Here is a 25,731-nt window from a genome sequence, read left to right on the forward strand (position 1 = left end):
AGAAACGCGAAGGCCGCCCGAAGGCGGCCCCGCTGGATCGTGGTTGGCGGTAAAGGCCGTCAGGCCGTGATGGTGATTCCGAGCGCGGTCGCGATCGCGCTCATGCGATCGGCGCCGAGGACTGAGACCAGAGTGGTCCAGCCGGCCTTGAAGCGGTCGTTGGTGGTGTCCATCGGGTCACGCTGCGCGAGCAGCGAGAACCAGAGCAGCGCAGCCTGCGGGTTGGACGAGATCGCAGTCTGGATCGCTGCGATGTCGGCAGCCGTGAGCTGCGCCAGCAGGTCCTGCGGCGCGACGAGGTAGTTCGACGCGAGCTTCGCCTGCTGGTTGGCGTATTCGGCGTTGAAGGCGTCCTCGGTCGGGATCGTCTGGACGGTGTCCATCCAGACGATGTTGGCGTAGCCGTCGCCCGTGGTGTACCACTGGGCGAACGGCGTGAGCTGCTGCAGCGCGGCGGCGAGGATTTTCTGAGGAGAGATGTTCGTCATTGCATCACCACTCCCCAGATTTGGCCGTTACCCGAGCCGGTGTTTGTCGTGGTGAAGCCGGCTGTCGCGCTCATCCACGCGATCTCTGCGTGGTGCAGCACGAGCTCGGACAGGTCCGTCGCAATCTGCTGCGAGATCGTCGTGAAAACTTGGCCGACCGTGCCGCTGAAGGCTCCGTTCTCGCCCCACGTCTCGAGACCGCTGTTGTTTGATCCATCAACCCACAGCTCAAGCCATGACGTGGTAGCGGTCGTCCCGTTGTCGGCGAGGTCGATCGTCTGGCTGAATCCGAGCTGCACGGCGGTGGCGGCCCAGGTGATGAACTGGACGCGCTCCACGCCGCCCCCCATCTCGGTGAATGAGGCAGTCGTCGTGGTGTATTGGCCGCCGGTGAGCTTGAGCAGCGGTCGCGGCCGCTGATTGAACCACGACGCGCAGAAGCGCTGGGTTGGCGTGTCAAAAATGGTATTGCCGTTGAGAAGAAAGACCATTCCGACCAAGGAGCGGCTCTCGTCAGCGATTTTGACCTCGATACCCAGATTTCCCGGCGCGGCGCTCGAGGTGTGCCCACTCTGCGAGAACTCCAGCGCGATCGCGCCAGTCCCATTGACGAAGGCGTAGATGTAATAGCATCCCTGCGTCAGACCGGCGGGGACAATGGCAAGCACCCCATTGGCCGGGATCGTGTAGAGCTTGCCGTTGATTTGCAGCGCGTTGCCCCGGTAGGGGATGAGCTGAACGGTGAACGTATTCGGAGCGATCAGCCGACCGCAGTGAACCGGCTGGGGCCCGACATTGATGTTGAGCAGCGCAGAACCGTCGACCGCCGGCAGCTTGCCGGAATTGTCGAGCTGAACGACATTGCCCGGCTGGGCGCCGACATCCTCTGCCGCCGCGGTGCCCAGCGTGGGCAGTCCGGCCAGCGACGAATACTGCGTCGGCGCGGTGGTCACAGGAACGACAATCTGCAGCGCGGGATTGTCCTGACTGACGACGACCGAGGGATCGGCAGTGACGACAATCGGAGCTGAACTCATCGGGAGGCACCCATGTTGTTCTGCAGCGTCCCGCTCCAGATCGGGAGCGTGAGCGCTGGCCGGCCGTTCGAGGCCGGCAGATTGCAGACGAGCGACTGCTGGAAAAGCCCGACGGGGCTCTTCTGCAGTCGCTCTTTCTTGATAAGGACGGCGAAGATCCCGTTCGGGCCGTCCCAGATCGAGATCACCCCGGCGTCCGAGGACGTCGAGGTGAGCATGAACAGCGCGGCAGGGTCCTGCATCGTGCGGCGCACGCCCATGATGAACGTGGCGCCGACGATGGAGATCGGCGTGATGCCGTCTGCTTCAGTGAACTGAAACAGCACATAGAAATCGGCATCGTTGCTGATCGTGATGTTGACGGTTGCGGGCATGTCGCCACCTTCCGTTAGCTGTACTGGCCGCCAGTGCTCTGAGACCCGGCGATCGAGCCCGGGAAGTAGTTCACGCCCTGGCCCTGCGTGGTGATGGTGCCGTTCATTGACGCCAGCCACCGCGCGCCCGTGACGTTGCCCGGGTTCAGGTAAGTCGGGACACCGACCCCCGGCACCGAGATGCTGCCGCCGCTGGCTGCAGCGGCCCAGGCCGTGCACGTCAGCGCGACCGAGGCTGAGAACTGCGCGAATTGCGCAAGGCTAACGAAACCGCCGAACACGGCGTTGAGGGCCTGCGAGAAGTTGCCCGCATAGGTGTGGCTGCCAACCGAGACGAAGCACGGACCGAAGGCTTCGTGGACGGAGAATTGGACGAAGCCGGAGATCGTGTTCTGCGTAATCAGCTGAGCGCCGGAGCCCTCCGCGATGAACAGGCTCGGCGGGCCGTTGCCGGTGCCAGTGGTGCCCTTGAGGTTCTGCACCGTCATCTGATTGGGACCATTGACGGCGAAGGTGTGGGCGTTGTTGGCGCCGGTCACCAGCACGTTGGCCGGGTTGGCCGCGTTGCCGTTGATGATGATCCCCGGCCCGGGGAACGACGGCGTCGAGACGGCCTCGTTGTAGGTTCCGTCCGCGAGCTGGATCGCGATGCTGAACACGCTGGGCGGGAAGCTCCACGCCTTGTTGACCGCGGTCTGGATCTTCTGCAGCGGCCCCTTGGTGCCCGAGATGGTCGGCTGCGAGCCGTCGAAGTTGTCGTTGCCGATCGACGAATTGACGAAGATCGTCAGGCTCTGCTGCAGCGGCAGCAGCTGGTTCACGATCTGCCAATTGGTGCCGTCGTAGAGCATCCACAACATCTCGCCGATGCGAGCCGCGCCGAAGCCGAGCGGTTGACCGGCAAGGCTTAGAACCGGGATGATGCTGCCGCCGCTGATCTGCAGGGTGGTCGGACCGGTGATCGGGTTCGCCAGCTTGACGATGATCGCAGCCCCCGCCGAGAGCGAGGCGATCGCCGGCGACGGCGTGACGGTGATGACGTTCGAGCTGGTCGAGGTGTCGGTGCCGTAGGGAATGTTGACGTTGTTGATCGTCGTCGTCCCGCCGCCACCGCCGGTGCCCTGATAGTTCTGGATCTGCCAGTGCGCGCCGTCATAGACGAGCCCCATCACCCCGGCGAACGCAATGTCGCCGAGTGAAGGCGTGAGACCATTGGCGCGCACGATCGTGACCGCGCCTAGCCCATTCAAATTCAGGGTGCAGGCGCCGGTGTTGATGGTGTTCGCCATAATGCGAACTTCCATGCCCGGGACCAGAGCCGTGGGCGCGGGAGATACGGAAGCCACCATCGCGTTGTTCGAGAACACGATCTGGTCGCTGATATTGACGGTCGCGTTGACGTTGGCGGAGATCGTGACGGTGGTCGAGGTCTTGGACAGCACCGTCTGGCCGCCGTTGATGGAGGCCGGATTGGTCTGGTTGGCGACCTTCATGCCGGGCGCGACCCAGGACGGCACGTTGGTGAAGGTCAGCACCGCGCTCGAGGTCGCGGTGGTCGCGAATGCGGCCAACGACGGGCCGCCCGGCGCAGTGTCGACGCCGTAGAGCCACTTGCCGGACTGCACGCCCGCCGGAACGTCGGGCAGCTTGGTCGAGATGAACGGCGCCGAGGCCAGCGTCACGATGTTGGCCGAGGTGATCTGCGTCGCACCGTTGGCAACCGTGATCGCGTAGAGGGCCGTAAAGCCGACATCCGGTGCCGGCGCGACCTGCGTGCCCGTGGTGGCGGGCACGCCGGCCTTCAGCGCGACCGCGCACTTCACCTGACGGATGGTGAAGTTGCTGGTGCCAGCGTTAGCGGGGCCCGAACACGGCGCCGAGGGGGTCGCGGCGTTGAAGTAGCTCAGAACCTGCGCGCCGGCGTCGACGTCCTGTAGGACCGCCTGCACGAGATAGACCTGGCTGAAGCCGGAGGTCGACGGCGGCGTGATCGTCAGCTCCTGCGCCGACTGCAGGATGCCCTGCTTGTAGATCGTGGTGTTGTCCACGCCGAGGTCGCCATAGGCGCTGGCGTCGGTCAGGTCCTGCGCATAGATCGAGCCGACGCCGACCGAGACGTGGAGGTCCGGAGTGGGCGACGTCGGCAGGCAGACCAGTCCATCGACATAGGTGTTGGTGCCGAGGATGGCTCGCATGCCATAGGCCAGCGCCTGCATCATGAACTTGTTGGTGTTCAGAATGTCGACGGTCTGCGGCAGAGCGCCGGTGTAGACGAGAGCTCGATCCATGTGCGCAAAGGTCCTTGGTTGCGCCCGCGCTGCTCGCGCTGGCGACATTCGGAAATGTCTGGGGTGTGGTGGGGTGAAGCCGCGCTGAGCGCGGCGTCAGAGAATCTGCAGCCAGACCGTCACGCCGGTCGGCTTGGTGAAGGTGATGAGCTTCTCGATCTGCTGATCGGTCACGCCCATGAGCCGGGTTGCATTGCCGACGAGCTCGACTGAGCCGAAGCCGTAGCCGCCGGTGTATCCGCCGTAGCCGTCAGCGTTCGGGACGCCGGAGTTGGCGCCGCGCAGCACCTTCATGAACAGCTGCCCCGGCAGGTTCATGTTGCCGTAGCCGCCCTGCCCGACGCCGTATCCCATCTGGCCGTAGGCCTGCGCCGAGCTGGAATAGGCGCCGGTGTCGAAGGTGTTCCACGGCTCGAAAATCCACGGCCTGGACCCGGTTAGGATCACGACCGAGTCCGACATGCCCTTGCGCGTGACGCGCTCCGTGAAGATCGTGGCGTCGATCAGCGCGCGGAACACCTCGTCGGACGCTGATCCGCGCGTCAGGTGCCGCTGCAGGAAGTCGTAGCAGAGCACGTCGAGCCAGATGCCGGTCGCCGTCGCGAGCCGCGTCTGCTTCCGCGCATACGTGGTCCAGTCGAAGCACCACGCCGCGAGATCGGAAAGGCCGCCGAGAATGGTGTCGCGCAGCGGTGCGCCCCACTGCCACCACCTGCGCGGCAGCAGCCTCCGGACGCGCCGGAGGATGTCGTCACTGTCACCGGTTGCCATCTTCTGGTCAGCTCACAATCACTTCGTTGGCCTTGATCGTTCCGATCACATAGGTGAGCGTCAGGTCGTCGGTGACGGCAGTCGGCGAGAGCGAGGCGCCGTCGCCGTAGAGACCGTTCAGCAGAACGTCGGCAACCGACGTCACGCCGGGCACCGAGTAGGCCCACGATGCGATGATCGACCACGGCAACGGATTTCCGAGGCCAAGCTGGTTGATGTTGGTGCCGACTACGGCGGCGACCTGGGCGGCAACGGTGTTGTGGTCGAAACCGTCGGCGGTGCCGATCTGCATCGAGACGGTGGCGAGGGTGATCTGCGGGCCGAACACGCCGCACATGATGCCGAGCGGCCGCACCGCCTGCGCCGCCAGCGTCACCGTGGTCAGGAAGGCGTTGGTCGGGTTGCCGCTACCATCGTCGGCGACGACGAAGAAGTACCCGGGGTGGTAGCTGCCATCGAGGTTATAGCCCTCGGTGACTGCGTACTGGACATTGACGCCAGAGCCCTCGATCGAGGCGTTGAGGCCAAAGAGGTCGCCGCGCGCGAGGCCCAAGATGAAGTCCGAGAACCGCTTCTTGAGCTGGCTGTCGAGCTCCTGATCGACGCCGTTGATGAAGTCGGCGACGTTGATCACCGTGTCGATGCCGGTGATCGGCGACGTCATGACGGTGATGCTGCCCGCCTTCACGTTGCCCGACGCCCCCGCCACGACGGCCTGCACCGGCACGATCATGGAGGCGAGATTGGCCGGCAGCGTGTAGCCGTTGAGCACCGGGTCGAAATACGCGAACATCACGTCCGCGGTGACCGTGAACTGCGTCTGCGCGCTGTCGTTGGTCCGTACGGTCGCGCCGACCGGAACAAAGCAGGTCGATGGCGCGGCCGTGAAGCGCGCGAAGGTCACCTGCCCGGACGCCGCCTGCGCCCCGAGGCGCGGCGACGGCACGCCGTTCGAGATGCCCACCGTCGGCATGTAGTCGGCCGTGAAGGTGTCGACGTCGACGTTGCTCGAAGTCGACAGGCGCGAAGCCTTCAGGACCTCCAGCGCCAGCGCCTGAAACCACAGGAAGGTGCCCGCGAAGCCCTCGGCGACGGCGCGGAACGTCGAGCCCTGCGAGAAGTTGAGCAGCTTGCTGGCCCGACCCTGGATGCCGGAGACCGTGTCGGTGACGATCTGGTTGAAGCTCTTGGTAGGAAGCGTAGCCATTCAGACCTCACGCCGTGATCGTGAAAGAGACGGAGGCGCCGGTCCTGGCGTCCGTGAATTGGATGTCGATCGAGATGAGCCCCGGATCGGTGAGCGACCGGGTCACGTTCAGCCGTGCGGGCGGGTTCGGAGCGACGGACGCTTCGAGCGCGAGCTGTGCTGCGCACACCGCCTTGATTTGCGGGACCGAGAGCGTCGAGCCGATCTTCTGCGGCAGGCCCGCGCCATAGTCGGGGTGCCAGACGTAGCCCTTCACGGCCGTGAACAGCCGACGCTCCAGCCGCTGGCGGACCTCGTCGTCGCCGTCCACGACCAGCAGGTCGCCCGTAGCATCGAGCGTGAAATCCTCGTGCCACTCCAGCGAGACGTCTGCCATGTCACCATCCAATTGTTGCGTCATAGGCGATGAGCGCGGTCATCGTGGTGAGCGCGTTCAGGTCCGCCTTCTTCTGTGCGTAAATCTGCAGGACCTTGAGGTCGTGCCCGTTGAACGCGCTCGCGACGTTCTGCAGATCGGACGACGTCAGCGTGATCGGAGCGGTCAAACCCATCGGGATGAGCTGGACTGACGATAGGCCGGTGACCGACGCGAAATAGCGCGACACGGCGAGATCGGAGGGGTCGAACGCGAAGGCCCCGCTCGAGATCGACACTGTGAACGGCATCTGGCGGTTGATGCCGTAGAACACGTCGAGCACGGCGAGCTTGATCGCGAGGGCCTGCGTCATGGTCAGCGCCGGCGTTGCTGCCGCGCTCGCCGCCATCCACTGGTTGAGGTACCCCAGATAAGGCGTCGGATCGTCGAACCGCTCGGGGATCGCGAGGCGGTCGTTGTAGTGGACCTCGCCGCCCTTCGTCACGTCATACGACACGAAGTCGATATTGGACGGCAGGCGATTGATGATCGTGGCCGGCACGGTGAATACGCGCATCACCGAGTCGGCCGTGTTGATCGTGAACTTGAGATTGAGGCTCGACATCAGGCAGGCACCGTGAAGGGCGGGATGGTGGGCTGGCTGCTCGGCGGGGAGACCGAGCTGTCGCTGACGCTGCCGCCGCCCTGCGCGGTGACGCCCCCGGGGGCATCGAGACCGACGGAGCCGGAGGCCTGCACTTCGATGTTGCCGCCAGCGCCGACGCCGGCGTCGCCGCCCGCCTTGGCGATGAAGTTCTTCTGCGGCAGCAGCTTCACGTTGGCGCTCGCATCGACCTCGAGGTCCTTGCAGGCGATCTTGATGTTGCCGTTGCCGTCGAGCGTGATGGTTGCCCCGTTGCCATCGGTCAGGACGGCCGAGCCGTCCTTCTTGAAGTAGATCATCTGGCCTTTGCCGGCCTGCGCCCCGTCGGCGCTCTCGGCGCCGCCGTCCGACTTCTGGAAGCGGGTCCAGATCACCATCTCGCCGGATTGAACCTCCGGCGGCTTCTGGTCGTCGGAGTGCACGCGCTGGACGATCTTGCCGCCTTCGAAGTCGCCTTCCTGATAGCGGACGACGACCTGATCGCCGGTGGTCTTGCCGTCCCCGGGCTGGAGACCGACGGCGATGCCGTAGCCGTCGCCGATGTGGCCGGTCTCGATCGGCAGCCAGCCACTCTCCTGCCCTTCGGGCATGAACGTGACTTTGGCGAGGTGCTTCTTCGGGTCGTAGCTGGTGACGAGGCCGTGCCGCTCGGTGTAGCGGCTCGCGCTCCAACGTTCGACGACGCCGAGAATGACGCGCTCGAGGTCGCCGTCTCCCATCATGTTGCTGATCGTCCTGATTTGGCGGAGCGCGCCGTGATGTGGCTGGTGTGACCCGACATGCCGAACTCATGGACGACGGTGTCGATGTCGAAGGTCTGGTCGTAGTAGCGGGTGCCCTGAAGCGAGAGACCCATGCCGGCGGCGACCGATGGGTCGCCGACCACGGTGGCCCGCACCTTGAGTTCGTGGCGCGCCTTCTCGTTGGCTTGCGCCTTGGCGTGCGCCTCGACCTGATCCTGCTTTAGCGTCGGCGCGTGGTATCCGTAGCGCTTGGTCCCGCCGAAGCCGGGGATGACAGTGGTGTGCTGGTGGACCTTCTTGTCCCTTGGGTGCCAGGCCTTGAAGTCAACCTCGATGGTCTTGCCGGCTTGCTTGTTGTGGGTCACGCGCAGATGCAGGCAGTCTGACCTCACCGGCATCGAGCTCTGATCGACGTAGATCGAATAGGTGCCGGTCGGGCTGTTGAACTTCGCGTAGTGAAACACGCCCTGCGCGTCGACCCACCACCGCGCGCCGTCGCGCTCGGCGAGCTTGTGGATGACATAGGCGTAGCTGACGTTGTCGGAGAGCTTGACGAAGTCCTGCTCGAGGATCTTGCCCGCCATGTTCTGCATGTCGTCGAACTTGCCGACCATGCCGATGCGGCCGATCAAGTCCCTCACGACATCAGTGGTCGATTTGTTGACCCACTTCTCGCTCGACTTGTTTTCGTGCAGTCCGGCCGACTTGTCGCGACCGGTGACGGTGATCTTCCGGCCGATGTAGTCGAAGTCGACGTCGTTGATGGTTCCGGTAATCAGCGTGCTGGTCGCGCCCCGCGTCATCACCTCGATGGTGACCTCGTCGTCTCCTCCGATCTGGGCCAGCGCGTCATAGGCGCCCTTCTCGCTGATCGGGATCGTGCAGTGGAAGGTGGAGCTCTTGCGCTGCGCGCTCTGCTGCACCTGCCCGCGCTCGATGAGAAAGCGGCCACCGGCATTCAGCCATGCCGAATGCTTTCCGACGCCAGACGTGATCGCCATGAATGATTACAGCCCGAGGATGCCGGTCTGGACGCCTTGCGGCAGCACCGGAGGAATTTTGAGGTCGACCTGGCCGTCGATCCACGGATCGGTCAGCCCGTTGAGGGCTGCGATGGCGACCCACTGCAGCGGGTCGCCGGTCTCCTGCATGGCGACCTCGAACAGGGTCGTGCCGGAGATGCGGACGATCTTGGCCGGGATCGTCGCCGCGATGTAGCCGGTGCTCATGATGGGACCTGATTGAGGTTGGCGGCCGCGCGCCCGGTCAGGCCCCGCATCAGCGAGAGCCTGTTCTGGTCGATCGCAGCCTGCGAGACGGTGAGGATGCCTTGCACGATCGAGGTGCCGTCGACCGGCGCCACGAACGTGTCGAGGATCGAGGGTGCGACCAGCGCATCCTGAATGTCGGAGACGAGCTGGGCGGCGTTGAGCTTGATCGCGGTGAGCGTGGCGCGACTGGCGGACGCCAGCGGGTTCGCCGCGTCGACCTGCGCCTGAAGGAAGGCAAGCTCGGCGAGGATGTTGGGGGAGATTGCCATATTGCCCTCAGATCGGCGGTGTGCCGGCCGGAACGGTTGCGCCGCCGAATGGATCGGTCGCCGCGCTCGATGCCGAACTCAGATCGCTTGAGACGTTGCTGTCGACGGAGGAGTCGACCGCGGTCAGGTCGCCCTGCGTGGGGTCCTGCGCGACCACGCAGGAAATGTCGTAGGTCACCCAGTTCGGGAAGCGCTTCACCTTGAAGGTGAACTTCTCGATCACGACCTGCTTGGTCTGGCCTCCCCAGATCAGCGGGATGACCTCACCGGCAACGCGCATGGCGTCCAGCGCCAGCGCCTGATCGAACGCATTGTCGGCGAACATCTGTCCGGTGAACGCAACCGGAGCGTCGTCCGGCCCGAGCGTGTCGATGACGCGCGAACCGCCCGGCAGCTTGTGCACGACCATGGCTTGATTGCCGCCGCCGGGCATCTCGTTCGGAACGGAGAAATCCTCGAAGGCAAAGCCTCCGAGGATCAGGACGTCGGTTGCCATGGAGCGCCTTACGTTGTGACGGTGTTGTGATCGCCGTCGAACCAGCGGCCCACGCCATCAGGCGACGGGGCCCCGGTCGGGAAACCGAGCAAGGCCTCGAGCTCGTCGGAGATGGCCTGCGCCAGCGTCCGACCGTCGATCTGCAGCGAGAGCGAAATCTGGCTCGGCTTGTTGCGCTCGATGCCCGGGTTCCAGCTCTGCAGCTGGATACCGGGTCTGAGGTTCGGGTGATAACCCGAGCGCGGATTGTAGGAAGGCGTCCCAGATGGGGCCGCCTGCGTCGTCGGAGGCACGCCGCCCGGCGTGATGCCGCCCGGCGCAACTTCCGTGCCCAGCACCATGCCTGCCGGCGGTGACCACGCCGGTGACGGTGGAGCGGCCCCATCGGACTTCGCGTCGCCGCGCGGCCCGCCTCCGACCCTCGGGTTGTGGTTCGGCGCGCTGCTGAACCAACCACCAATCGAGTGGTAGAGCGCGACGAGTTTGTCGATGAAGCCCGTGATCGCACCGTAGATGCCGTTGAACGCGGCCTTGATGTCATCCCAGTGGAAGGCCGCGAAGGTCGCGGCCGCTGCGACGACAGCCGCGACGGCGCCGCCGATCAGCGTCGCGCTGCCGACCAGCGCCCCGATGGTCACCGTGCCGAGAGCGACCAGCAGCACGGCGCCGATGGTCACGAGGCCCGCCGCGAGGCCCGCCGTCACCTGGAAGATGGTGTCGATGGTCTTGGGATCGAGGCCGTTCACCTTGTCGGTGACCCACTTGATGCCGTCGGCGATCTTGTTGAGGAAGGTTGCGAAGCGCTCCCCCTGCGAGCCGCCGATGGCGATCATCAGGTTGTGCCACGCTGTGCTCATGTTCTGCTGCGCGGCGTGGATGTTCTTGTCGTATCCGGCGAGACCCTGATCGACAGTCGCGCCCTGCTCGAGGCCGGCGGTTTCCCGCTTGATCTGCTCGCGCGCCAGCAGCATGTCGGCGACCATGCGCTGCGTGGTCTGGCGACCGAGGATGCGCTGCAACGCCAGCATCTGATCGTCGGAACCGTGGATGCCCTTGGCCTCGAGGCGCTTGAGCAGTTCTTCGACGAACGCCATCGGGTCTTTGTTGACGAGGCTCAGCATCCGATGTGCCGCCTCGTCCGTCATTTCGACGTGACCGCCGGCGTGGGTCCACTCGCCCTCCTTCAGAAGGCCGTACTCCTGCATCGCCTCGGCGCTGCGCTTCATCATCGTGCCAGTCATCTGGCTACGAAGAGAGAGCAGCGCGGTACCGGCGCGCTGGCCGCCCATCATCTGGGCCATGATCGCCATATGCTCGTAGCCCTCTTGACTGAGGCTTCGGAGCGCGACGCCGCCGCCCTGCTGGGCGAGACCGAGCAGCTGTTCCGGGTTGACCTGGCCGTGGGTCGCAGCTTCCAGCCGCGCAGCCATGTCGAACCAGTCCTGCACCTTCTTGGGGTCGATGCGGCCGTGCTCGTCGGTCAGACGGCCGGACAATTCGCCCGCGCGCATCAGCGTGTTGATGCTGTCCTCCGGGTGACTGCCCGGGTGCCGCGCCTGCATCAGGCGGGCGTAGCGCGCCGCCATCGGCGTGATCTTCTCAGCCTCTTCCGGGTCCTGCAGGACGCCGTAGATGCCGCCGTAGACCTTGGTGACGTCCTCGACCTTCATGCCGAGGTCGGAGCCGATCTTGAACGACATCCTCTGGATCTCGCCCGACTTGACGAGCTCGGCGACCTTCGGGTTCAGCTGCGAGACCTTGGTCATCGCGTCCTGAAAGTCGGCCGACTTCTCGACGATCTTCGTCATCGCGCCGAGGATCGTGGCCCCGGTCAGGATCGCGCCAACGCCCAGCAGCGCGGTGCTCCAGCCGGCAAAATTCTGGTTGATCTGGCCGGTCGAGGTATGGAGCTTGAGGAGATCACTCCCTATGATTGCAAGGACCGGCGAGACGCCGTTGGCGAGAACAATGGAGACGCCAATCTGGTATGCGTTCACGTCGACACCTTGATTTTAGAGGCTTTTGATGCGTTTTTTCTTGATGGGCCCCCGAATGATGGGCCTTCGCCCCGGCATCAGCTTCGGGGAAAACGATTTCCGTCGCGCGGTGTCCCGGCAGGGCGCCGCCGACAACCACATGACCGGTACTTTCGTCTATGTGATCCGCGGCGCCGGTAACCATCACAAGATCGGCGTCTCCACCGACCCCATCGCGCGGATTGCGACGCTGCAGACCGGCTCCCATGAGCCGCTCGACTTCGCCTATATCGGCGTGACGCCCGGAACGGGCTTCAACGTTGAGCAACTCGCCCACGAAATCCTGAAGGATTACCGCGCCACCGGCGAGTGGTTCTCGGTGCCCGCCTCGATCGCCATCGGCGCCGTGCTGGAGGCTGCAAATCGGCTCACCGAGCCAATGCAGCAGGTTCAGCCTGCGATGGTCCCGCAGATCATCCAGCTTGCGAAGCTGCCCGACCCGGCGACGGGCAAGAAGCCCGCGCCACGCTGGATGCATTGGATGCTATGGACCAGCATCGCGATCTTCGCGCTGCTGGTGCTGCTCGTCGCGACCGCGCCAAAGCACTAATCTTCGGTGATCCGGGCGGTGCCCGACAACTTGCCGTGAACGGCCTTGCCGAGGCGCTCAAGCACCTCCGGCGTCTTTTCCTTCAGCGCGGGCTCGAGGAATGGCCGCGGCACCATGCGACTGGTGCCGAGCTCCTGCCAGACGGCGATCTTGCTGTCCGTGCCGATGGTCGCCTCGTTGTGTCCGACCGTGTGATGGATCGAGTCGCGCAGCTCGCCGGTGCGCAGCAACGGCTTATCGGCAGCGAAGCCCTTGTTGACGCGGTCCCGTTTGGTGCGCTCCGAGAGCGGCAGCCAGGTCGTCGGCCATTTGGCGTCGTAGGTGCCGATGTAGTCCTTGGCCTGCTTCTCGACGACCTTGGCCGCGCCCTCAAGGGCGCGATGGGTCTCGTGCTCGATCTCGAGGCCGACCGTTCCGAAGAACTTGGCCGCCTCGAACAGCGACATGGTCTTGGTCATCAGAGCTTCCCGTCCTCGTCCTTGGTGGCCTGTTGCTCGGGCGCCGGTGAGCGCTCCGGCGAGGCCTGCTTGCCGTAGGTGAAGCCCGGGACCGACCCCATATTGCGGAGCTGGTACTGCTCGTAGCGACCGCGCTCGCCGTTGATGTCGAAGTGCATCAGGTCGCGCTCGCCGCCGCCGCCGAGCGCAGTGCCGAAGGCGCCTCCCCATGCGAACTGGCCGTTGAGCTCGGGATGGCGAGCCTGCTGCTCGCCGTGCGCGTGACGGGCGAGCAGCTGATACATCCCGCCCGGGTCCTCGCCGCGATTGCGCAGCGTGTTGCCGTCGGGGTCGATGATGTGGAAGTCCGCGGCGCGGCCATTGTGGTTGGCCTGCCCCGCGCCGCGAAAGCCCGATGTCATCTCGACCTTGTAGCCGGGCGGAAGGTGCGTGGCGGCCGCGCCAACGATCTCGGGGATGCGAGGATCGACGCGGCTGTCGACATTTCCGACCAACCGGCCGCCGCCCGTCGAGGGGCCCGTATAGGCCGGCGAGCTGGTCGCAGCCGAGGGGATGCTCATCGGGTTCGAGAGCTGCTCCTTGCGGCGCTCGATCTCCCTGCCCCAGCCCTGCTCGAAGCTGTCATGGGTCTGTGGGCCGCGCATCCCGGGGTACGGGTTGCCACCGACATTGGTCATGGTGCCTTGCGTGTAGAAGCCGAGGCCCTGCTGATGCATCAGGTACATCTCGGTGTCGGTCGGGTCGCGACCGAAGTTCTTCCGGAAGGACGTGCGATTGGCGTCGAACATGCGGGCCGCCGCCATCGCGTTGTCGTGCGCGGAGTAAGGATCGCCGCCCTGGCCGAAGCGCTCCCACTCGTTTTTCTCGCCGCGCGTGCCGACCTGATAGAGCCCCTTGTACTTCGTGTCCTTGTTTCGATTGGACTCGGGATCGTTGTTGCTCTCGATCGAGGCGACCGAGCGCATGAAATTCGGATCGAGGTGGTACGCCTTGGCGGCGCCGACGATCTCCTTGTCGACCTCCGGCGAGCCGCGATGAACGATGCGCCCGGTGGGGCGCGTCGGGCCCGGCGCCAGCGGATCGAGGTCGCCCTCGCCGCCGAAGCGCTGCCTGACAGGCTGCGGCGCAGCATCGTGGCGCCCTGCCGGGTGACCCGGATAATGGTGGTTGTTGCTCACGCGGGGGCTCGCGCCCCCGCCCGGGACCGAATAGTCGGAAGGGCCCCGCCCCTCGGCGCGGCCTTCCGGGACATAGTCGGCACTGCCAGCGGTCGGCGTGACGCGCTCGGGCTCACCCTCGGTGAGCATGACGAGCCCGATGTCGCGGCCGCCCACCGTGATCTTGCCGATTTGCACTTGCTATGTCCCGATGAAAGTCATGCGGTCCCAGTCGAACTGCTTGTTGCCGTTCTCGTACTGGGCAAAGGTGATCGCGTAGGAGACGAGCTCCCACTCTTCCATCGCGTGCGCGACATCGAACGGGACGCCGTTTTTGATGCACCAAAGGGTGAGCTTAAAAACGACGTCCTCGGTTAGTTTTTTGCCGTCTCTTTCGAGTCGACCTGGGTTTCTCCGGTCTGCAGCTTGGCGAGTGCGCGGCTGGCGGCGGCAAGACCCTCGGCATCGAGCATATCGAACACGGCATCGAGCTCGCCGCGCGTCCGGGGGAACGGGATCGGCGCGCTGTTGATCTCGCAGACAGCGGCCGCGATCGCGAGTGGCAGGCGATCCGAGACGAGGTGCTTGTTGCCGTCCGGGCCGAGGTACTCACCGGAGCCTGACAGGTCCGGCGTCATGCCGGTGAGCTTGGTCTGCTCGGAGGGGCGCAGCTTGCGCACACCGATCACGCGGCCGAGTTCGTCGGCCTCGCGCTCGATGCGCTTGTAGCGCGCCAGGATCATCTCGCTCTGGGTCGGGTTCATTGCGTTCATCGAAATTCCTGTGGGGGCTTGGAGAGAGGACGCGATCCGGATCAGGCGATCTGGATCTTGGTGGACGCCATGCCGGTCAGCGTCAGCGTCGTCGCCTTGTCGCGGCTGATGTTGCCGTGATTGTCGAGGAAGATGACGAAGTTGCTGTACTGGTAGCGCGACACGGAGCCATCGGGATTGGTGATGCTCTCGTTGAGGAAGCCGGGCTTCTGAACGGCGCCAGCGTTGAAGTTCGCCTCGGACTTCACCATGAAGTCCTCCAGCGTCGGGCCGCTGCGGGTGATCGTGAAGTCGACCTTGTAGCCATCCGGCACGAAGCCGTAGCGCGGGAAGTCGTTGTACGGCATCGTCTTGATGTCGTGCTTGAGCGCCTGAATCTTGACGTCCTGCACGTCGCCCATGTCCACGATGGTGCCGGTGGCGCCATCGTAGAACGCAAGGCTGTAGTCCGTGCCGACGTTCATCCCATTGACGGGCATTGGCAGTTCTCCAAAGAAAAAGCCCGCTCACAAAGGAGCGGGCCGGGTTACGTGATGGGTTGGGATCAGACGCCGGAGTTGACCTGCGTCTGGAACTGCTGCGCGGTCGGCTGCGTCGACTGCACGGTGACGCTGACGTTGCCACCACCCTGGAACTTGACCACGAAGTAGCGGACCACGTTCAGGTAGCGGACCGTCCAGTACAGGAACAGGTAACCGCGGGCCTGAAGGTCCGGCGGGTTGTTCGAGAGATCGCAGACCACCGACCAAGGCGTGTCGATCATGCCCTGCCCGTTGATGCCGAGACCGACCTGCGGCGAGGCGAGCTGCGCCGAGAAGCCGTCGAACAGCGCCTTCGCCTTCGCGCGGGTCTGGTCGTTGGGCTGAATGGACTGCAGCTGACCGATGATGCTGCCTGCCGCCTTGCTCTGCGCAGCGCGGATCAGGAAGTTCGTCATGCGGGTGTATTCGACACCGTTCGCTGCCGTGTTGCTCGAGGCGTTACGGCCGGTGGCGAACGAGAAGTAGAACCCGCCGGGCGAGGAGCTCGGCGGCAGGATGGTGTCGATGCCGCCGAGGTTGATCTGCGACAACTCGGTGTCCGAGTAGGTCTGTCCGAGCTGGCTGCGCTGCGTGGAAGTGACACCCCCCAGCGGCTTGTTCAGCGGCGACTGCTGCGGCGAGAGATTGCCGACGATGCCGATGCCGAACGCAGCCGGGTTGATGAGCCGCGTGTAGCCGTTGAAGCTGTCGAAGAACGACGGCCAGTCGCCCATGAGGAGCCACAGCCACGGCGTGTCGACGCCGGAATTGATCCGGGTCGCCAGCGCGTTGGCGATGCTGTCGCCCTTCACGGTGCCCATGATGGGCATCATGGTCTCGGAGAGGCCGAAGGACGTGATCGCGGCGTAGAAGGCCGGCGTCGACAGATCGCACAGCGTGAAGCAGTCGCAGCTCGAGTTGCGCAGCACATACATTCCCTTGCGCGGCACGACGTCCTGACCCATCAGCGTGGCGTCGGTGACACCGGTGGCGCCGTCGGTGCCGCCGGAGAACGTGTAGGTCTGGCCCACCACCGGCATCAGGGTCGAGACGCCCGCGGTCGCAACCACGAACTGGCTCTGGCCGCGCACCGCGTTGCCGTTGTTGATGACGTTGGCGAGGTTGGTCCAGAAGGTCTGCCACGTGCCGACGCCGCCGGTGAGCGTCGCGCCAGAGACCGTGATGTTGGTCGAGACCTTGGCAAGCGTCAGCGCGTTACCGCCGGTGCCCGCGTTGGTGCCCGTCCCAGAGAACTGGTTCGCCGTGATCGAGAGCGTCGAGCCCGACAGGCCGTAGGTGCACTTGACGAGGCCGGTATCCTGTGAGGCCAGCAGGAAGGTCAGCAGGTTCGACAGCGTGACCGGCAGCGACGTGCCGATGTTGACCTGCATCCCGGTCGCGCCGGACGCCACGAAAGTGATCGCGGAGCCCGCGATGGTCAGCGTGTCGTTCGGGGCGGGTTGGCCCGAGAAGGTGGCCGTACCGGTCGCCGCCGTCGGACCTGCCACGTTGTTGAACTGCTCGGGCACCAGCCCGGGGAACGCCACGATCGCCATCAGCGACTGCGCGGCCGTGCCGAACTGCAGCGATGCCGTGATCTGGTTGCCGAGCGACCCGGTGCACGCCCCGGTCAGCGTCAGCGCACCGGACTGGACCGACGCGGTCGCGGCCAGGTCGGTGCCGTCGGTGACGCGCACGCAATAGAAGCCGATCGAGCCGCCGACCTGCGTGGCCGCCGACACATAGGACGAGATGTCGTAGGGCCGCACCTGCGGCGGGCCGATGTAGATCGCCGCGTCAGCGGGCTTGGACACCGGGATCAGCGCGTTGGTCTTGCCCCACGAGGCAACGCCGACCAGACCTTCGATGTTGGTCGGCGTGCCCGCGATGAACGGGGTCGGAAGGATGATGTCGCCATAGACGCCCGGAACGCTGAGCGCGGCGAGGTTCTGCTGGCCGTCGAGGAAAACGGGCATCGAGTGCTTCTCCAATAAAAAACCCGCCTTGCGGCGGGTTCACATCGAGGGATGGACGGAAGGGTGTGCGGTGGGATCAGGTCGTCGGCGCCACGTACGGAGTGGCGGCCGGAGCCGGAGCCTGAACCGAAGCGGGCGTCTGGGCTGCGGGAGCAGGCGCAGCCGGGGTCGCGGGAGCAGCTGCGGCGTTGGTCGGCGTGCCAGCCACCTTGTTGACATGGACGTGGTTGTGGCTGGCGAGGATCTGCTCGATCTCGGACACTTCCGTGACGAGCTGACCCTTCAGGTAGTTGGCGAACTCATGGACGATGACGAGGACGTGGTTCACGTTGGTGCCCTTCAGCTGATGGCGTTGGTGACGAGAGGATTGTCGGGGTGGGTGATCGAGACCTGCGTCGAGGTGATCTCGTAGCCGTCGAACAGCTCGACGGTGGCGTATTCGACATCGAACACGAGGTCGCGCCGGTAGATCGCCTGCGTCTGCATCTCGTCGATGTTGGTGGTTCGGTTGTAGATCACGAGCGCCTGCGACGAGTCGGGCATCGTGATCTTGTTGGCCTTCTTCAGCGCAACGTCGATTGCCTTGGCGAGCGTGCCGCGGATGGCGCTCGACGGCGCCCAGACGGTGGTCATGATCGACTGGCGCTGGCGATGCAGCACCTTGCCGAGCACGCCCTTGCCGCCTTGCCGGACGACGATGGCGTGGGTGCCCGGGATCGTCAGCGTCGTCGCCGTGCTCGCGACTTGCGGATAATCAGTCTGAGCCTGAGACGCCAGCGCGGCCAGGAGCTCCGCAGTCGTGCTGCCAGATGCAGAATAGACATGAGCATCATCGGCGATCACCGTGAGGTATTCGGCCGCGACCGGCTGTCCCGACACCGTGATTACGTTGTCGACGAGCGTGAACGTCAGCCCGTAGGTCGGCCGGCTCACCACATAGGTCTCGTCGAAGATCTGATAGGTGTTGGAGCCCTGCCCCTGCATCGGGAAGATCGAAACGTTGGCAACCGGGCCACCGGGCCGGACGACGACCTGCTTGGCGTCGTTGAGCATCTTGCCGACCATGTCGAGGTCGAGCTGGTCTGGCGTCGGCCAGCCCTCAAAGACGCGGACATCCATGGCGGCGACCGACGGCTGCGTGGTGCCGCTCGGATAGACCGCGCCGAACGCGGTCTGGGCGAAGTAGGCCGTGATGTCGGTAATATCGGCCACTCACGCCTCCAGTCGGATGCACGGCAGCTTGTAGCCGAGGATGTTCCAGTAGGCCTGGCCGACCTCGTAGCGGTACTGCTCGTCGTCGATGATGATGTCGCGATCGCGCACCGCACCCTTCGCGAGCGCGGTCACGGGGACGTAGATGTCCCACGTCGGGTTCGAGACGATGTCCTGCGGCAGGCCGCTGTCGCGCTTGCGGCCGCCGGTCCCCGCCTGAATGCTGGCGGGAATGTTGGTGAACAGCACGACCTCACCGCGCGGGTTGCTCGGGTCGGCCGTGACCTCGGCGCCGGAATACCCGGTCAGGCCGATGGTGTCGTTGGCGCCGGCGACGGTGCGGATGCGGCGGATCTCGATCCTGCGGACGTAGATCACGGCCACACCCCCTGCGCAGGCGTGGTGCGCTTGTAGCTGGAGAGCGTGCCCAGCACGGTGACCGGGATTTGCGGGTCGTCCTGCGCCATCTTGCTCGTCGTGCTCAAGCCGGGATTGGCGAACTCATACTGAGTGTCGCCCGCGCGAACCGAGGTGACGTTGGTCGGGATCGCGGTCATCTGCTTCTGCAGATAGAGGTCCTTGATCCAGTTGAGGCAGGCCTGCACGATGTCGTCAGGGACCGTCGCGTAGCCCGAATTGTAGGCCAGCGTGACGTTCTGGAAGCCGCGCGTGAAGCGATAGCCCTTCACCGCCACCGCGTAGGCGTTGGCGCTATAGCCCGGATTGAACGAGCCGTTGGCGCTGACGGGGATCACATGGCCGTCGATGGTGACCGCCGACACGGAGTTCAGCGGCAGGTCCGGCACGAACAGCAGCCGCGTCCCCTCGCCGTCGAAGGTCCGGGTGTAATCGGCCTTCGCCAGCGAGTAGCCGAGGTAGTTGGTGACCTGTCCGGAGATGCCGGAGATGATCCGCTGCACGGCGCAGTCGGGGTCGGAGGTCAATCCGAGCCAGTCGAGCGCGCGCGACAGCGGTACGAGGTCACCGGCCTTGGGACCAGTCCCCATCGGCAGCACCACGCGCTCGGAGAGCGTGTTGCCCGCAGCCGTCGTGACGATGTTCTGGAGGATGTAGTTGGCATCCTCCGTGCCGCCAGCGAGCGTGATCTGGGTGCGCGTGGTCGTGAACGTGTTGCCGACGATCTGCAGCTGGCTGTCGCCGCTGAGGATCGACCACGCCGATCCCACGACCGTGTCGGTCCCGAGTTGCCCCGACCAGTCGATGTCGAACGGCTCCTGATCGACCGGCCATTTCGCGCCGCCCCACACCAGCATGTCGGATCGTCCTCTGTCTTAGGTTTTGGGTGGAACGGACACCGTGCGGCTGGGCGCAGCCACGGTGGCAACTTGCGAGCCGGCGACTGCCGTCGCGACGCGATTGCTTGTGCCGACGGAGACGGCGCTTGTTGCGGGAGGAGCGACTGCAGCGCCCGGACCAGCGGGCGCGACAGCAGGCCCCGGCCCGGTGGGCGCAATCGCGGGGCTCGGCCCGGCGGCGGTGGCCGCCGAGGTGGATTGCGTTGGGCTGTGCGCCACCCTCGTCGATGGTATGAACAGGCTGGGCAAAGCGCGCCCGAACGACTTGACGAAGCTCGCGGCGGCCAGAAGGTGCAGCGTGCGGAACGCGATGCCACCGGCCGCGCGACTGACGCCGCTCGCAAGGAGCGACACAGATCCGCGGATCGCGGCTGAGCCCGCGCCCGACGCAAGGCCGCGCGCATGCAGCGCGGCGCTGCCGACTGGCTTGGCGATGCCGTGAGCGACGGCCTGGCCGCGTGCAGCGAGCCGCATGCCGAGCCCGAAGGTCGCCTTGCCGGTCGCCTTGATGGCGCCGCGCACCGAGAGCGGCAGCGTAGCGGTGAGGCCGGCGCGCCCGATCGAGCGCGCGACGCCAACCGCCTGCATGAACAGGCTGAGCTTGATGGTGGACTGCCCGGAGGCTGCAGCGCGGCCGGAGGCGGTCAGCGAAGTGGTGCCCACCATGGAGCCCCGGCCCATCGCCTTGGCGATGCCCCGGGCGAACAGCGCGACCGCCTCGGATGACGACAATCGACCGAATGACCGTGCGGCACCCTGCGCGAACAGAAGCGCCCTGCCGGTGAACCCGACGCTGCCCTTGGCAACGGAAAGTCCCCTGCCCGTGAGCTGCGCGCTGAACGAAGCAGCCGCCACGCTGAGCAACGCCGACTTGGTCGCAGCGCCGAGATTGGCGACCGCTCCAAGCGCGCTAAACCCGTGCGCAGCCGCCTTGCCGCTGGCCGTGATGCGCGCGACAAAACCGGCGGCAGTTCGACCGCTCGATTTTGCCGCGCTCCTGCCTGACAGGCTGGCGGCGCCTGCGACGCCGCCGGCGCCGAACGATGCCGCCTTGGTCGCGCCACGCAGTTGCGTGGTCCCTGCCGGGGCCGCGTGACCGGATGACACTGCCCGGGTCGCGCCTCGCAGCGGCGTGGAGCCGGCGAAGGTGATGCGGCCGAACGACGACGCCTTCGACAAGGCCCCCATCTGGGTACTTCCGCCAGAGTTGGCCTTGCCGAATGCCCTGCCCGCAGTCGCAACCGCGAGCGAGGCGCGCCCCGAAGGCGCGGCCTTGCCGAACGAGACCGAGATCGACGTCGCTCGAAGCGAGGTGCGGCCCGTGAATGCGCCACGCCCGAAGGTCCTTGCGGTGCCCTTCGCCTGCAGCGCGCGCGGGGTGGACCACCCGCCGAGAGCCTGCCGGCCGATTGCGTCAAAGCCGAGTAGAGACATGCCTCTGACGCTTCCTCGCCGGCTATAGCTCCGCGGTTAGCAGGAGGTTGACGTTCGGCGATACGAACAGGTTGCCGTTGTCGCCTTGGCTACCGCTGTAGGCGGCAGTGCTGGAGAACCGCAGCAGGCCGCCGCGCGCAGACCCGCCAGAGAGCGATACCGAGATCGTGCCGGCGTTGGTCAGGAACCCGGGAACGTTGTTGTCGAAGAACGCCACGACATTGCCGGAGGTCGGGTTCGATGCCTGCCACGTCGGCGTCGTTCCGACAAAGCCAAACGGCGGTATCCGCATCGGCAGCGGCAGCCATACCGGGATGTCGATGGTTGTGGATGACGTCTTTGCGCCAAGAGAAGGAAGGACGATCGAGGTTCCCAGCCCCACCTGTCCCTGCAAAACCGGGTACAGGTAGCGATAGGCGAGCATCAACTCGTCGGACGGATCGCGAAAGAAGATCGGTGGCGGGAAGCTCGTCAAGCCAGCAGGAAACGACGGGGTCGGTTGGAGATCGACCTCGGTGATGGCGATGGTCTTGGTGTTGGCGTTAAGCGCGCCGAAATCGAACCAGACCTCATAACCGTTCTTGGCATTCGGGGAGACCAAGAAGGTGAGCGCCACACGGACTACACCGTTGTTCGGGATGCTCTGAAACGAGACCGCGTTGAGATCGTTGGTCGCAGTCGTCCAGTTGTCGACGGCGTTGGGGAACGCGGCGCCGGCGGTCGGCGTGATCGTGGCGCCGCTGTTGTTGGTGATGAGCGCCTGCAGGGTGCAGCGTCGACCGGCGAGCTTGGCGGCCTTGTTCGACTCGATGCGCTGCATGAGCTGCACATCGGTGTTGCTGGTCGCGCCGGTGATCTGCGCGGCCCATTGCGAGTTTCCAGTAGCGAAAACCTGGGCAATCGTGCAGGCGGCACCGACCGAATCCAGCATCCAGCCGTCCGGACCATACTGGAAGGTTCCGGTCCCGGTGTTGGTGAACGACGTGCCGCGCTGCCAGATGTCGAAGCAGCCGTTGCGCAGCGCGTTGGTGTCGCCCCTCAGCGTATTGAGGTCTGCCGACAGTGCGCCGATGCCGACGATCGGGGTGGTCGAGAAGCTGATCTTCGCCGTCGTACCGAGCGAGTTAGCCAGCACAATCTGGCGGCCGAGCGTCGTGCCCGACCACGTTCCGATGCCGATCTCCCACTGGGTGAGATCGGCGCTTTCGGCGCGGTAGCTGTAGCTCGCGCTGGTGATGGCGCCAGCGGTGCTCGGGGTCTGGTAGCCGGCAAGCGCGCTTCCGACGGTGAAGTCCGCGGTTCCGGCCACGCCGGAGATGAACCGGCAGACGTCGAGGAAGGAACTTGCCATCGGGTGAGCCTGTGCGGGCTCAGGCCAGGCTGAGCGTCATGCTGGATGCGGAGAACTGCGCCGTGATGCCGCCCGGCATCGACTGCGATGCGACCTTGCGCACCGAGCCCGAGCCCGACGCCGAGGTGTTGACGCCGGTGACGTTGAAGGTGTCCGCGGTGACGCCGGCGACCGTCTGCAGGCCGGTGTAGCTGCCGGCCGAGAAGGTCGGCGCGGTGCCGCCGTACTCGGTCGAGAAGATGAAGCTGTCGCCGTTGGCGTAGCCGTGCGCCTTCGCGGTGATGACGCCGGGAGATGCAGCCGTGACGGTCGCGGGCAGCCAGCTGAACTGGCCCATGTAATCCCAGAACGTCAGGTTGCCCGCGCTCGATGCGTCGAAGAGGCCCCACGCAATCAGCGTGCCCCAGCCGGTGGACGTCGAGGCCGCAAACGTGACCTGCGCACCGTTCGAGGCCGACACCGGCGCAGATCCAGTGGCGTCCGGGAAGGCGCTGTACGTGATGCTGTCGCCGGACGAGATGGCGAAGGCTGCGTTTGCGGTCAGGGTGACCGTGGTGGCGCCGACCAACTGCACCGTCCCGACGACATTGCCGGTCGTGGCGTCGCGCGCCTGCATTCCGACGGTGACCCAGGAGGGCACCGCCGAATGCGTGATGGTCGGGCTCGCGGTGGTGGTGGCTGCCGTCGTTGCAACGGAGCCAGCCACCTGCACGCGCGCGTAGCCGTTGCCCGCGACCTCGGTGAAGCCGGTGCCTGCGTCGGTACCGACCGCCGTGAACAGCGCGAGCCAGACACCGGTCAGGGCCGGCATGGCCTTCGCGCCGGTCAGATAGTTCAGCGCGTTCTTGGCGGAATAGTCGGTAAAGCCGGTCATGCGATCGGTGTCCCCTACGAGGTGATGCGGGTGCGCGGAGCGATCCGCGCGTTACTTGCCGGCGCCGTCGCCAGCGGCGCCAGTCGCGCCGGTCGCGGCCTTGGCGGGCTTCTTCTTGACCGCGGCCAGCAGCGCAGCGACGAGCTTGTCGGCGCGCATGGCCGGGTTCGCGGCGACGCCGAGCGCCTCGAGCACCGCGATCATGTCGTCGCGGCCGATCGTGATCTTCTCGGAGGGCGCGGGCGGTGCCTCGCCGGAGACGAAACCGTGCGGGATCAGATGCTCGACGACGTGCTCGGCGACCTCGACGGTGCCGTCCTCGGCAACAGTGAACTCGTGACCGGCGTGCGAGAACGAGTTGACGCCTTCCGGCGCAAACAGCTTGGGCATTGGTAGCTCCAGTGGTGGGGGTGCAAAGGCGAGAGAGGCAGAGGCGCGCGTACGCGCCCCTGCCGACGCTGCGAGAGCGTCAATTAGCCGTTGGCGATGTTCGAGATCATCGCGAAGGCGGGCGGGAAGTAGCACTGCAGCACTTCGTCGGCGTAGACGCCCGACTCGTACTTGCGGGTCCGCAGCGGCCACTCGATCTGGTAGTAGTCCTGACGGCAGCGGACCTGCAGGACGTTGGCGATACCCGAGACCGGGTACGGCAGCGACTTCGACGTCATCACGATCGTGCCCGCGGGCATGTTCGGATGGATGCGGATGTCGAGGGTCTTGGCGCCGCCCATGCTGAAACGGTTCAGATAGGTGCGGACCATGATGCCGCCGCCGAGGCTGTCGCGCTCGGAGTTGAACACGAACCGCTGGGCCGCGTTGGACGAGCCCTGCAGGATCTTCTTGGAGATGTTCAACGCCTCCTGCGAGTTCACCCAGATGGTGTCGGGCGACAGGCGGAAGTTGTCCCAGCGATCCTTCAGCGCGGCGTCGATCTCGACGATGCCGCCGGAGCCGTCCGAGGTCAGCGGCGTACCGACGCCGGCAGCGCCGGTGGCGAGACGGCCGACATAGGCATTCGACCCGGCCTTGAGCAGCTGGGTCATGATGCCGTCGAACACGAGGCTGTTGGTCGACTGGTCGCTCGACGGCAGCGAGGCTGCGGTCTGCGTGCCGGTCGCGGCCGCCACGATGGCAACCGAGTTGATCGAGGTGATCGCACCGAGCACCTCGGAGCCAGCCGCGCCCCAGAACCAAGCGTAGCCGCAGGCGCCGTTGACCGCCGCAACGGTCGCCGTCAGCGAGCCGGTGGTGCCGCTCGCGACGGTGCCGGTGGCAGCCACCGACTTCTGCGCGGAGCCGCCGCCGAACGTGTCGGACGAGCCGTCAGCGTTGGCGCGGGTGATCGAGGCCTGGATACCGCCGGCGATCGAGCCGTTGACCATGGCGTCGAACGCGAGCGCGACGCAGATCACCGAGTAGGTCGCGGCAGCCAGAACGCCGCCGGTGATCGAGGCCGCGACCGTCGGGGTCGGGGTGATGCCGAGCTGCAGCGAGGTGTTGCCGCCGAGCAGCAGCGCCTCTTCGCCGATCATGGTGGCCTCGAGGCCGACCTTGGCCGCGATCGCCCGGATGTCGTCGAAGCCGCGGCCAGCGTACTCGGCCTCGAAGTCGACGTTGGTTTCCAGACCGATGCCGCGGTAAGCCGCCGCGTAGTCCTGCGTGGAGACCGCCTGCACGCCGCCGCGGTTACCGGCCGAGACGCCGATCCGCATGTTGGCGGTGTTCACGCTGGTCACGGCGCGCCAAGCGGCCTGAATGCCGCCCTTGCCGGTCACGCGCGGAATTTCGTTCCGCAGCGGAGTGAGAACCGGGTACACGAACTTCGCGCCCAGCTCGAGATCGTAGTAGGTCAGGCCCGTGGTGGGCGAGCCGGCCTGCTGGAACGTCGCCGACTTGGCGAACATCTCCGGGACGAAGTTGCGCGCCTCGTGCGACTTCGACATCGACGCGAGGAAGGACTGCACTTCGGCGGCGATCGCAGCGCGATCGAGGTTGCCGTTGACGGTGTAGATCGGCGCCCACGACTTCTGCAGCTCGTGCGGCAGGAAGTCGGTATACTTGACGAGAGCGTTCATCGCTCAAGACTCCAAAACTGGTGATTGCGGGGTGT

The 25,731-nt window shown here is 65.7% G+C and carries 29 protein-coding genes; 1 reads left to right on the forward strand and 28 read right to left on the reverse strand.

All coding sequences use genetic code 11. The features are described from left to right. Positions 1-59 precede the first annotated feature (59 nt). The 14 genes from HAP48_RS42340 to HAP48_RS42405 all read right to left on the reverse strand — a co-directional run bounded on the left by HAP48_RS42340 (position 60) and on the right by HAP48_RS42405 (position 11,960). Positions 60-488, reverse strand: coding sequence for a hypothetical protein (locus HAP48_RS42340; protein ID WP_166205661.1), 429 nt, complete (start codon positions 486-488; stop codon positions 60-62). Further along, positions 485-1,441 carry a hypothetical protein gene (locus HAP48_RS42345; protein ID WP_166205662.1) on the reverse strand — a complete coding sequence of 319 codons (957 nt, stop codon included), beginning with the start codon at positions 1,439-1,441 and terminating at the stop codon, positions 485-487. The genes HAP48_RS42340 and HAP48_RS42345 overlap by 4 nt, the downstream gene beginning before the upstream one ends. 80 nt (positions 1,442-1,521) lie before the next feature. Then, positions 1,522-1,899, reverse strand: coding sequence for a hypothetical protein (locus HAP48_RS42350; RefSeq protein ID WP_166205663.1), 378 nt, complete (start codon positions 1,897-1,899; stop codon positions 1,522-1,524). Positions 1,900-1,913: 14 nt separating this feature from the next. After that, entirely contained in the window at positions 1,914-4,187 is a 2,274-nt protein-coding gene (locus tag HAP48_RS42355) for a hypothetical protein (protein ID WP_166205664.1), read from the reverse strand. Positions 4,188-4,283: 96 nt separating this feature from the next. Next, complete coding sequence (locus tag HAP48_RS42360) at positions 4,284-4,958, reverse strand: hypothetical protein (RefSeq protein ID WP_166205665.1); 675 nt, start codon at positions 4,956-4,958, stop codon at positions 4,284-4,286. Positions 4,959-4,965: 7 nt separating this feature from the next. Further along, a complete protein-coding gene (locus HAP48_RS42365) occupies positions 4,966-6,165 on the reverse strand; it encodes a baseplate J/gp47 family protein (RefSeq protein ID WP_166205666.1) in 1,200 nt (399 codons plus the stop codon). A gap of 7 nt (positions 6,166-6,172) precedes the next feature. Beyond that, positions 6,173-6,541, reverse strand: coding sequence for a phage tail protein (locus tag HAP48_RS42370; protein WP_166205667.1), 369 nt, complete (start codon positions 6,539-6,541; stop codon positions 6,173-6,175). Position 6,542: 1 nt separating this feature from the next. Then, positions 6,543-7,145, reverse strand: a complete 603-nt coding sequence (locus tag HAP48_RS42375; protein WP_166205668.1) for a hypothetical protein — start codon at positions 7,143-7,145, stop codon at positions 6,543-6,545. Further along, positions 7,145-7,906, reverse strand: coding sequence for a hypothetical protein (locus HAP48_RS42380; RefSeq protein ID WP_166205669.1), 762 nt, complete (start codon positions 7,904-7,906; stop codon positions 7,145-7,147). The genes HAP48_RS42375 and HAP48_RS42380 overlap by 1 nt, the downstream gene beginning before the upstream one ends. Continuing rightward, a complete protein-coding gene (locus tag HAP48_RS42385; protein ID WP_166205670.1) occupies positions 7,903-8,928 on the reverse strand; it encodes a contractile injection system protein, VgrG/Pvc8 family in 1,026 nt (341 codons plus the stop codon). The genes HAP48_RS42380 and HAP48_RS42385 overlap by 4 nt, the downstream gene beginning before the upstream one ends. 6 nt (positions 8,929-8,934) lie before the next feature. After that, the gene (locus tag HAP48_RS42390; RefSeq protein ID WP_166205671.1) at positions 8,935-9,156 is read right to left on the reverse strand and encodes a hypothetical protein; all 222 of its coding nucleotides are present in this window, start codon (positions 9,154-9,156) and stop codon (positions 8,935-8,937) included. Further along, positions 9,153-9,467: a hypothetical protein gene (locus HAP48_RS42395; protein ID WP_166205672.1), complete on the reverse strand. Its 315-nt coding sequence runs from the start codon at positions 9,465-9,467 to the stop codon at positions 9,153-9,155. The genes HAP48_RS42390 and HAP48_RS42395 overlap by 4 nt, the downstream gene beginning before the upstream one ends. 7 nt (positions 9,468-9,474) lie before the next feature. After that, positions 9,475-9,963 (reverse strand): hypothetical protein, encoded by a 489-nt coding sequence (locus HAP48_RS42400; RefSeq protein WP_166205673.1) that lies wholly within the window; start codon positions 9,961-9,963, stop codon positions 9,475-9,477. Positions 9,964-9,971: 8 nt separating this feature from the next. After that, entirely contained in the window at positions 9,972-11,960 is a 1,989-nt protein-coding gene (locus HAP48_RS42405; protein WP_166205674.1) for a phage tail tape measure protein, read from the reverse strand. A 55-nt stretch (positions 11,961-12,015) separates the two neighbouring features. Here HAP48_RS42405 and HAP48_RS42410 point away from each other — a divergent pair, with 55 nt between their 5' ends. Beyond that, entirely contained in the window at positions 12,016-12,549 is a 534-nt protein-coding gene (locus HAP48_RS42410; protein WP_234622345.1) for a GIY-YIG nuclease family protein, read from the forward strand. Here HAP48_RS42410 and HAP48_RS42415 read toward each other — a convergent pair. The 14 genes from HAP48_RS42415 to HAP48_RS42480 form a co-directional block, all read right to left on the reverse strand. Next, positions 12,546-13,007, reverse strand: a complete 462-nt coding sequence (locus HAP48_RS42415) for an HK97-gp10 family putative phage morphogenesis protein (RefSeq protein ID WP_166205676.1) — start codon at positions 13,005-13,007, stop codon at positions 12,546-12,548. The two genes, HAP48_RS42410 and HAP48_RS42415, sit on opposite strands and share 4 nt — an antisense overlap. Continuing rightward, entirely contained in the window at positions 13,007-14,362 is a 1,356-nt protein-coding gene (locus HAP48_RS42420) for a hypothetical protein (RefSeq protein WP_166205677.1), read from the reverse strand. The genes HAP48_RS42415 and HAP48_RS42420 overlap by 1 nt, the downstream gene beginning before the upstream one ends. Positions 14,363-14,538: 176 nt before the next feature. Continuing rightward, positions 14,539-14,937, reverse strand: a complete 399-nt coding sequence (locus HAP48_RS42425) for a hypothetical protein (RefSeq protein WP_166205678.1) — start codon at positions 14,935-14,937, stop codon at positions 14,539-14,541. 41 nt (positions 14,938-14,978) lie between these two features. Further along, positions 14,979-15,416: a hypothetical protein gene (locus HAP48_RS42430; RefSeq protein ID WP_166205679.1), complete on the reverse strand. Its 438-nt coding sequence runs from the start codon at positions 15,414-15,416 to the stop codon at positions 14,979-14,981. Between the two features lie 65 nt (positions 15,417-15,481). Next, positions 15,482-17,434 carry a hypothetical protein gene (locus HAP48_RS42435; RefSeq protein ID WP_166205680.1) on the reverse strand — a complete coding sequence of 651 codons (1,953 nt, stop codon included), beginning with the start codon at positions 17,432-17,434 and terminating at the stop codon, positions 15,482-15,484. A 76-nt stretch (positions 17,435-17,510) separates the two neighbouring features. Further along, entirely contained in the window at positions 17,511-17,762 is a 252-nt protein-coding gene (locus tag HAP48_RS42440; protein ID WP_166202855.1) for a hypothetical protein, read from the reverse strand. An 11-nt stretch (positions 17,763-17,773) separates the two neighbouring features. Beyond that, positions 17,774-18,646, reverse strand: a complete 873-nt coding sequence (locus HAP48_RS42445; RefSeq protein ID WP_166205681.1) for a hypothetical protein — start codon at positions 18,644-18,646, stop codon at positions 17,774-17,776. Next, entirely contained in the window at positions 18,647-19,024 is a 378-nt protein-coding gene (locus HAP48_RS42450) for a hypothetical protein (protein WP_166205682.1), read from the reverse strand. Then, on the reverse strand, positions 19,021-19,920 hold the full coding sequence (locus HAP48_RS42455; protein ID WP_166205683.1) for a phage fiber-tail adaptor protein: 900 nt from the start codon (positions 19,918-19,920) through the stop codon (positions 19,021-19,023). Before HAP48_RS42455 ends, HAP48_RS42450 begins: the two co-directional genes overlap by 4 nt. Before the next feature lie 18 nt (positions 19,921-19,938). Next, positions 19,939-21,396, reverse strand: coding sequence for a hypothetical protein (locus HAP48_RS42460; protein ID WP_166205684.1), 1,458 nt, complete (start codon positions 21,394-21,396; stop codon positions 19,939-19,941). 22 nt (positions 21,397-21,418) lie between these two features. Beyond that, positions 21,419-22,747, reverse strand: a complete 1,329-nt coding sequence (locus tag HAP48_RS42465) for a hypothetical protein (protein WP_166205685.1) — start codon at positions 22,745-22,747, stop codon at positions 21,419-21,421. 19 nt (positions 22,748-22,766) lie between these two features. After that, on the reverse strand, positions 22,767-23,621 hold the full coding sequence (locus HAP48_RS42470) for a phage tail fiber protein (RefSeq protein WP_166205686.1): 855 nt from the start codon (positions 23,619-23,621) through the stop codon (positions 22,767-22,769). Between the two features lie 51 nt (positions 23,622-23,672). After that, on the reverse strand, positions 23,673-24,011 hold the full coding sequence (locus tag HAP48_RS42475) for a hypothetical protein (protein WP_166205687.1): 339 nt from the start codon (positions 24,009-24,011) through the stop codon (positions 23,673-23,675). Between the two features lie 83 nt (positions 24,012-24,094). Further along, positions 24,095-25,696 (reverse strand): hypothetical protein, encoded by a 1,602-nt coding sequence (locus tag HAP48_RS42480; protein ID WP_166205688.1) that lies wholly within the window; start codon positions 25,694-25,696, stop codon positions 24,095-24,097. Positions 25,697-25,731 lie beyond the last annotated feature (35 nt).

The organism is Bradyrhizobium septentrionale (assembly GCF_011516645.4).
GTDB lineage: Bacteria > Pseudomonadota > Alphaproteobacteria > Rhizobiales > Xanthobacteraceae > Bradyrhizobium > Bradyrhizobium septentrionale.

Bases quoted from the DNA above. Each gene is read 5' to 3' on its own strand.
- HAP48_RS42385 (WP_166205670.1), bottom strand. From the start codon at position 8,928: ATGGCGATCACGTCTGGCGTCGGAAAGCATTCGGCATGGCTGAATGCC.
- HAP48_RS42375 (WP_166205668.1), bottom strand. From the start codon at position 7,145: ATGTCGAGCCTCAATCTCAAGTTCACGATCAACACGGCCGACTCGGTG.
- HAP48_RS42470 (WP_166205686.1), bottom strand. From the start codon at position 23,621: ATGACCGGCTTTACCGACTATTCCGCCAAGAACGCGCTGAACTATCTG.
- HAP48_RS42360 (WP_166205665.1), bottom strand. From the start codon at position 4,958: ATGGCAACCGGTGACAGTGACGACATCCTCCGGCGCGTCCGGAGGCTG.
- HAP48_RS42380 (WP_166205669.1), bottom strand. From the start codon at position 7,906: ATGATGGGAGACGGCGACCTCGAGCGCGTCATTCTCGGCGTCGTCGAA.
- HAP48_RS42365 (WP_166205666.1), bottom strand. From the start codon at position 6,165: ATGGCTACGCTTCCTACCAAGAGCTTCAACCAGATCGTCACCGACACG.
- HAP48_RS42410 (WP_234622345.1), top strand. From the start codon at position 12,016: ATGATGGGCCTTCGCCCCGGCATCAGCTTCGGGGAAAACGATTTCCGT.
- HAP48_RS42355 (WP_166205664.1), bottom strand. From the start codon at position 4,187: ATGGATCGAGCTCTCGTCTACACCGGCGCTCTGCCGCAGACCGTCGAC.
- HAP48_RS42395 (WP_166205672.1), bottom strand. From the start codon at position 9,467: ATGGCAATCTCCCCCAACATCCTCGCCGAGCTTGCCTTCCTTCAGGCG.
- HAP48_RS42465 (WP_166205685.1), bottom strand. From the start codon at position 22,747: ATGGCAAGTTCCTTCCTCGACGTCTGCCGGTTCATCTCCGGCGTGGCC.
- HAP48_RS42460 (WP_166205684.1), bottom strand. From the start codon at position 21,396: ATGTCTCTACTCGGCTTTGACGCAATCGGCCGGCAGGCTCTCGGCGGG.
- HAP48_RS42475 (WP_166205687.1), bottom strand. From the start codon at position 24,011: ATGCCCAAGCTGTTTGCGCCGGAAGGCGTCAACTCGTTCTCGCACGCC.
- HAP48_RS42340 (WP_166205661.1), bottom strand. From the start codon at position 488: ATGACGAACATCTCTCCTCAGAAAATCCTCGCCGCCGCGCTGCAGCAG.
- HAP48_RS42480 (WP_166205688.1), bottom strand. From the start codon at position 25,696: ATGAACGCTCTCGTCAAGTATACCGACTTCCTGCCGCACGAGCTGCAG.
- HAP48_RS42370 (WP_166205667.1), bottom strand. From the start codon at position 6,541: ATGGCAGACGTCTCGCTGGAGTGGCACGAGGATTTCACGCTCGATGCT.
- HAP48_RS42425 (WP_166205678.1), bottom strand. From the start codon at position 14,937: ATGAACGCAATGAACCCGACCCAGAGCGAGATGATCCTGGCGCGCTAC.
- HAP48_RS42400 (WP_166205673.1), bottom strand. From the start codon at position 9,963: ATGGCAACCGACGTCCTGATCCTCGGAGGCTTTGCCTTCGAGGATTTC.
- HAP48_RS42435 (WP_166205680.1), bottom strand. From the start codon at position 17,434: ATGCCCGTTTTCCTCGACGGCCAGCAGAACCTCGCCGCGCTCAGCGTT.
- HAP48_RS42415 (WP_166205676.1), bottom strand. From the start codon at position 13,007: ATGACCAAGACCATGTCGCTGTTCGAGGCGGCCAAGTTCTTCGGAACG.
- HAP48_RS42430 (WP_166205679.1), bottom strand. From the start codon at position 15,416: ATGCCCGTCAATGGGATGAACGTCGGCACGGACTACAGCCTTGCGTTC.
- HAP48_RS42390 (WP_166205671.1), bottom strand. From the start codon at position 9,156: ATGAGCACCGGCTACATCGCGGCGACGATCCCGGCCAAGATCGTCCGC.
- HAP48_RS42455 (WP_166205683.1), bottom strand. From the start codon at position 19,920: ATGCTGGTGTGGGGCGGCGCGAAATGGCCGGTCGATCAGGAGCCGTTC.
- HAP48_RS42350 (WP_166205663.1), bottom strand. From the start codon at position 1,899: ATGCCCGCAACCGTCAACATCACGATCAGCAACGATGCCGATTTCTAT.